This is a genomic window from Streptomyces vastus, from assembly GCF_039532825.1.
In the GTDB taxonomy this organism is placed as follows: Bacteria; Actinomycetota; Actinomycetes; order Streptomycetales; family Streptomycetaceae; genus Streptomyces; species Streptomyces vastus.
On sequence record NZ_BAAASJ010000055.1, the window covers coordinates 1 to 5,508 of the forward strand.

Sequence of the window (5,508 nt, forward strand, 5' to 3'; positions counted from 1 at the left end):
AACGTGCGGGCGGCTGCGGCCGCGGGCACCCCCGCTCCGGCCAGATCCGCGGCGGCGTTGACCCGCCGGGCGTACTCGACGCTATCGACACGATCACCACGCACCATGTCACAAACCTACTACCCATTGTGACGCCCCTTACCCTCCGCGCGAGGAAGGAGTTCCAGTCGGCGGTAGCCGAGCGTCACCTCGAAGCAGAAGTTGCCCATTGCGTTGGGGGCGTGCTCAGCCCGCTGCTGCTGAACGTTGCTCTGCACGGACTGGAACAGGCCGCAGGGTGCCAATACACGGTGCGGGCCGGGCGCGAGCCCGGCGCGATGCCGGGCACTCCGGTGCTGGTGAGGTACGCCGACGACTTCGTCGTGCTCTGTCACGACGAAGCCCAAGTGCACCAGGTCAGGGCCAGGCTGGAGGACTGGCTGGAGCCGAGGGGTCTTCGCTTCAACGAGGAGAAGACCACGGTCGTCCACCTCGATGAGGGGTTCCACTTCCTCGGCTTCACTGTCCGCCGCACGGGCGGCAAGCTGATCATCAAGCCGAGCACGGCGGCCTGCGCGAGGCTCCGGGCGCGACTACGGACTGAGGTGAAGGCCCTGCATGGGGCGAACACCGAGGCCATGTTGCGCAGGCTGACGCCGATCGTTCGCGGTTGGGCGGCCTACTACCGGGCGGTGGCATCCACGACGACGTTCGCGTCGCTGGACCACTACATGTGGCGACTGACCTTCAAATGGGCCAGTCGACGTCACCCGCAGAAGTCGAAGCACTGGGTCATGGACCGGTACTTCGACCAGTTCCACCCCTCCCGGCGGGACCGATGGGTGTTCGGCAACCGCAACAGCGGCGCCTTCCTCACCAGATTCGCCTGGACGGGCATCGTTCGCCACCAACTCGTCAAGGGCGGTGCGTCCCCGGACGACCCGGCCTTGGCCGAGTACTGGCGGAACCGCCGCCGGAAGACCGCGCCGCCGCCGATGGACAAGACCAGTCTTCTCCTGGCGGTACGGCAGCAGGGGCTCTGTCCTCTCTGCAAGCAGGCGCTGATCGTCGGAGCCGAGTACGAACCGGACAGCCCACGCGAGTGGATCAACTGGTTCGCGGCCTCGAAGAAGATGCTCCACAAGCATCACTTCACCTACCGGCGAGACGGCGGGACGGACGAACGGAACAACCTCCGCCTCGTGCACTCCGAATGCCATCGCCAGCACCACGCTGGCGATGGCAGACGGGCCACAAAACCCTGCTGACCTGCGAGGCCCTCGGGGCTTGCTTGAGCCGGATGCGGTGAAAGTCGCACGTCCGGTTCTGAGGGGGCCGGGGCCCAGCAATGGGCTCCGGCTACCCGACACTTGCCAACTGTCTTGGGTGTAGCTCTTCTGCAGGGACGCCTCGCATGAGGTAGTGGCCCGCAGGTGATTGCTCAGTGTGGCTGCTCGCGGCGGTCGAGCACCTCGAAGTGGGCTGATCGTTTGTCGAAGTCCGCGAGTACGGATTGGGCGGCCACTGGCACGTGTGCCGTCTCGTAGTCCTCGCCCATGAACGCCCGCACGGAGGCCAGGGCGTCGAACCACATCAAGGTCATGAACTCGACGTCGTCTTCCCGCTCGCGCCGGACCAGATCGATCGAGAGGAAGCCCGGGATGTGCTGCGCCTCGATTCCGGGGATGACCTGCTCCCGGACGATGCGCTCGTACGCGTCGGCGTTTCCCTTTGCGGTCCAGCCACGCCACAGACGACAGATCATCGGCGGAGTCTAGTACGCACTCCCGCCAGTTGGCCCAGGATTCGGCCCAGAGGGAAGGTCGCTGATCAGGCAGTGAGGCGGTAGTCGTGTCGGTCGGGGGTGGGGTAGAGGCGTTCATGCTCGCGGGCGAGGTGGTGTCGCCAGTACTCCTCGAAGTTGCCGTTGTCCTTCAGCGCGCGGAGTTTGAGGATGGCTTCGGAGCCGTCGAGGCCCCATCGCGACCCGGTGATGGCGAGCCTGTCGGCGATGATGTGGCGGCAGGCGCCCTCGATCGGGCCGGTGGCGATCGGCCAGCCGGAGGCCAGCGCGGTGTCGTAGTGCAGGCGGTCCGCGTGGCCGGTGAGGTAGCGGATACAGGCGTCGGCGCCCTCGCGGCTGGTCCCGCGCAGTCCGCCCTGGTCTGCCTGCGCGGTGATCTCGGCAACGGCCCGGGTGGCCTGACCGTGCAGGATCGTCGTCAGGTGGCCGGCGACCCAGGCTTCACACTCGGGGGTGCCGGGCTGGTGGAAGCAGTGGGCCGCACCCCAGACATATTCACTCACATGCACGATATCGATCAGGATGTGCACCCCGATGCCGCGCCGGCCGGCCTCGGCCTGGACCAGATCGATCTGGTGGTGGGCACCGTCGACGAGCACGAGCCAGTCCCGCGCGTGATCCCGGTCGCGGGCCTCGGCCTGATCGAAGGCGGCGGCGACGGTGTGCTCGGCAGGGTGGATCACCGAGCCGCACAGCCACTTCGCGGTCGCCCTCGGCCCCGGCCGAGGCGGTCGGTCCCCGCCGCGTCCCTCGGGCGGGGCGATGATGTCGTGCGGACGACGTACCGCGGGATCAACATCGAACACGCAGGCCAGCGTGGCCATACGTTTCCGGTTCGGTTTCTCGCCCGGCGCCAGCCTCGTGCGCATCGCCTGTTGCTTGTCCCGGTGTGCCTTCAAGGTCGCGGGCCGCAGGGCTTCGGGCCGCATGACGATGCCCTTGCCGTCGACCTGGAGGACCAGCGCGGTGGACGCGGTCGCCGGCATGGGCACCCTGGAGAGGTAGAAGCTGTCGATGTCGCGGGCCGCCTCGACGACCAGGCGCTCCGCCTGCCGCTTGCCCAGCACCTTCCCGCACCGCCGGTCGATCGCCTCCTTGGCCTGGTCATAGGACCCGCGGACGGCCTCCATGACCGCGAGCCGGCGCAGGCCGTGCGAGTGCAGCCCGGCGGGCAGCGAGAGGTCCGCATCGAGCGGATGGACGCTGGTCATCGACCTGCCCCGCCACGCGGTCCGCGTCACGGTGACCGTGCCGAACACACAGGCCAGAGCACGGGAATGCCCTGGCTCACGATGCGGGCGAACCTTTCCGTCCGCGCCCCGGACCATCCCCCGGCCGGTCCACTCCATCTGGTCCCGCTCCTGCCGCTCCCGCAGATCGAGACGGGCCTGGAACAGCAGCCGGAGCAGCTCACGGCCCCGCACCCCGATCAGATCCTCCAGATCATGGTGGGGCAGCGCGGCCGACTCCGGGCCGGCCAACACCTGTGTCAGGCGGTCGAAGGCACTTGCCGCGGCGGCGAACGGATCGATGGCATGGAAGGCGTCGTACGGTTCCACAACGGCTCTTCTTTCTTCTGCGCTTCGGTTTGGGTGGTACCTCCGAAGTTAGAGAGAAGAGCCTTTATCGTTCCGCGAGTTCACCGATTTCACGTCTCGGCCCGGGTGGGCCACCGTGAACTGCCCGGGCCTGCCTTCCACCAGCCAGCCCCGTTCCACCAGCCGCTTCAGCTTCCCCCGCGTCCCCTCGATCTTCGCGGTCACCGCGGGCAGCCCGATCCTGGGCACGATCTGCTTCGCCTGCACCGGCTTCGCAGCATCCGCGACGACCTCAACGATGTCCCGGTACACATCCGGCAGCACATCCACCGAGAGCCCCTCACTCCAGTGCGGCACCATGATCGCCCCCACCACCCGCACCCCGGGCTCCACCACACCCTCCGGCTCCAAGCCCCCGGCCACCGGCGCAGTCGTCCCGGGTTCACCCAGCTCCATGATCACCTCGGCCACCGTCTCCCGGGTGATCCGCAACCGTGACCACGCCTCCCGCTCGCCCTCAAGACGCGCGGTCAACTCCACGATCTCCGCTTCGAGAGCCTCCACCCGGGCCCGGGCCGCCGCCTCCCGCGCCTCCAACTCCCCGATCAACGACCCCATCAGCGTCGCCTCCTCCACCCCCACGGTAGAGACCCGACCACGCCACCATCACCCGGAAGGGCGTTCTCCCAGCTCAACCCGTCCCCCGAGGGGAGCTGCACCCAACTGTCTTTGAGTACAGGCCGGTCACCAGCGACCTTGCCACCCTCCTTGGCCAACTATCGCTGGAGGTCACAGTTCCACCAGGTCGCGGCTGTGACTGAGCGCGCTACATGGCCACTGCGCACTTCAGTTGGCCGCTCTGGCGCTCGGCTCGTTGCCCAATGCCGACGCCTGGAGCAGGTCATGAGGTCCAGATCGGGTCATCGGGAGCAGGTCGCCCGGAGAATCGCCGAAGCGGACCTCCGGCAGGCGAGAGTCGGCGGCGCGCGGTGATGATGAAGTCGTTTTGCGCTGATTCCACGCTTGAACGCAGAACGAACCAGTTCTCGTCGGGGAGCAGGCCGCGTTTGACCTTGGTGTGGAGGCGCCATATCTGCTCGTCAAGGAGGTGGGCGGCTTCCGCGATGCCCTTGTCAGCGACAAGGTTCACCATGCTCAGGGCTTCATTCCATGGCCGCCAGTCAATGGTGGTCCGGTGGACGACCCCTTGAGGGATGGAGCCGGGGCGAGCTGATTCCGCCTCGCTGAGGCTCACGAGCAACCCTGACGATTCGCGGAGAACCCCTGCGCACGTTGCCGCCAGCGGTCGCGCATGACCTCACCCGCAGGGCGACCCTTGCCTGATGCAGCGTCAGCTTGAGACGGTGCACGACTGACAAAGTTCCCTGCACGGATGACAAAGTCCGAAGCCCACGATGATCCTAAAGTCCGTGGATGAGGCCAGCGAAGGGGGAGCCGGCGGACGGCCCGGCGGTCGGTCTCCTACGGGATCATGCGTCTGACCACAACTAAGGACTGCGTGGTGTCGAGCCTCGCCCCTGTCAGTTACCTACGAACTGGAGAACCGTGAACAGAAACCGTTTCAAGGTCGGCGCCATCAGTGCCATCACCGGCGTAATCTCGACGCTGCTGGTTGGTTTGACCGCGAGCCCTGCCTCTGCCGCCACCCCCGAGTGCAACACCGCCAAGGTCACGACGCTCGGCACCCCCAGCGGGCGGTATCTCTACCTGCCTGCGTACAACAACGGCGGCGGCGGCTACCTCTTCGACTGCTGGATGGCCTACGGAACCCGGAACTCGGGAGTCAGAGCGCTTCAGGCGGCCATCAACCACTGCTACAACCACATCCCTAATCTTGTGCCCGATGGCATCTACGGGGACGCCACCAAGGCAGCGGTACGCACTGTTCAGACGCAGCACCGAATCCACGTAGACGGCGAGTACGGCCCCGACACCTACTCCGTCATGCTGCTTCCGTTGTATCGGACCGTCGACAATAGGTTCTCCGGCACCTGCATGTAGGAGCTGTTCGGAACTCGTCAGCATTGGCTGAACACCCTCACGGGCCCTCCAGGGACTGTAAAACGTTCGGCTCTGTTCCGTAGTCGGTGGTGACGGTGCGTTCTCCTCATTGCAGGAGGATGCGGTGACGGAGGAGGTCGAATCCTGCTCGGCCGTGCATTTGCC

The 5,508-nt window shown here is 66.7% G+C and carries 6 protein-coding genes; 2 read left to right on the forward strand and 4 right to left on the reverse strand.

Features of this window, described 5'->3' with window-relative positions:
- The first annotated feature begins 221 nt into the window (after positions 1-221).
- Complete coding sequence (locus ABD357_RS24190) at positions 222-1,247, forward strand: group II intron maturase-specific domain-containing protein (protein ID WP_344392843.1); 1,026 nt, start codon at positions 222-224, stop codon at positions 1,245-1,247.
- A 173-nt stretch (positions 1,248-1,420) separates the two neighbouring features.
- Here ABD357_RS24190 and ABD357_RS24195 read toward each other — a convergent pair whose 3' ends face one another.
- From ABD357_RS24195 to ABD357_RS24210, 4 genes are all read right to left on the reverse strand, one after another.
- On the reverse strand, positions 1,421-1,744 hold the full coding sequence (locus ABD357_RS24195; protein WP_344392844.1) for an antibiotic biosynthesis monooxygenase: 324 nt from the start codon (positions 1,742-1,744) through the stop codon (positions 1,421-1,423).
- Between the two features lie 65 nt (positions 1,745-1,809).
- Positions 1,810-3,342: an ISKra4 family transposase gene (locus ABD357_RS24200; RefSeq protein WP_344392845.1), complete on the reverse strand. Its 1,533-nt coding sequence runs from the start codon at positions 3,340-3,342 to the stop codon at positions 1,810-1,812.
- A 48-nt stretch (positions 3,343-3,390) separates the two neighbouring features.
- Entirely contained in the window at positions 3,391-3,939 is a 549-nt protein-coding gene (locus ABD357_RS24205) for a hypothetical protein (RefSeq protein WP_344392846.1), read from the reverse strand.
- 283 nt (positions 3,940-4,222) lie between these two features.
- A complete protein-coding gene (locus ABD357_RS24210; protein ID WP_344392848.1) occupies positions 4,223-4,576 on the reverse strand; it encodes a hypothetical protein in 354 nt (117 codons plus the stop codon).
- 311 nt (positions 4,577-4,887) lie between these two features.
- On the opposite strand from ABD357_RS24210, the gene ABD357_RS24215 reads away from it, so the two are divergent.
- Positions 4,888-5,343 (forward strand): peptidoglycan-binding domain-containing protein, encoded by a 456-nt coding sequence (locus tag ABD357_RS24215; RefSeq protein WP_344392850.1) that lies wholly within the window; start codon positions 4,888-4,890, stop codon positions 5,341-5,343.
- Positions 5,344-5,508: the final 165 nt, after the last annotated feature.